The sequence below is a fragment of the Kineococcus indalonis genome (genome assembly GCF_009906395.1).
Taxonomy (GTDB): Bacteria; Actinomycetota; Actinomycetes; order Actinomycetales; family Kineococcaceae; genus Kineococcus; species Kineococcus indalonis.
On the sequence record NZ_JAAALM010000927.1, the window covers coordinates 1 to 794 of the forward strand.

General features: G+C 80.1%; 1 protein-coding gene. It reads left to right on the plus strand.

Annotated elements, in window-relative coordinates; all coding sequences use genetic code 11:
- Window positions 1-26: 26 nt before the first annotated feature.
- The gene (locus GTR00_RS21990; RefSeq protein WP_166613605.1) at window positions 27-779 is read left to right on the plus strand and encodes an ABC transporter ATP-binding protein; all 753 of its coding nucleotides are present in this window, start codon (window positions 27-29) and stop codon (window positions 777-779) included.
- The last annotated feature ends 15 nt before the right edge of the window (window positions 780-794 follow it).

Sequence of the window (794 nt, forward strand, 5' to 3'; positions counted from 1 at the left end):
GAGCGGCCCACGCCGCCGGCGTCGCCCTGCGCGGCGTGGGCCGCTCCTTCGCCACCGCCGACGGCGTCCACGACGTCCTGGCCGGGATCGACCTGGACCTGGCGCCGGGCAGCACGGTGGCCCTGCTGGGGGCCTCGGGCAGCGGCAAGTCGACCCTGCTGCGCCTGGTGGCCGGGCTGGACGCGCCCACCGCCGGCGCCGTGCAGGTGGGCGGCGAGGCGGTGCGCGGGGTGCACCCCCGCACGGCCGTGGTGTTCCAGGAACCCCGCCTGCTGCCGTGGCGGGACCTCGCCGGCAACGTCGCGCTGGGCCTGCCGCCGGGGACCGCGCGCGCCGGGGGCCGCGCGGAGGTGGCGCACTGGCTGCGCACCGTGGGCCTGGAGGGCTTCGCCGGCCACCGCCCGCGCCGCGTCTCCGGCGGCATGGCGCAGCGCGCCGCGCTCGCGCGGGCCCTGGTGCGCCGCCCCGGCGTGCTGCTGCTCGACGAGCCGTTCGCCGCGCTGGACGCGCTGACGCGCCTGAGGATGCAGGACCTGCTCGACGAGGTGCAGCGCGGCACGGGCGCGACCGTGCTCTTCGTGACGCACGACGTCGACGAGGCCCTGCACCTGGCCGACCGGGTGCTGGTGCTGGGCACCTCCGGCGAGCGCGCCGGGGCGCACGTCGTGCGCGACCTGCACGTGCGGGTGCCGCGCCCGCGCGACCGCGGCGACGCGACGCTCGCCGCGATGCGCGTGGACCTGCTGGAGCTGCTGGGCGTCCCGCGCGCCCACGCCTGAGCCCCGCGCGCGCCC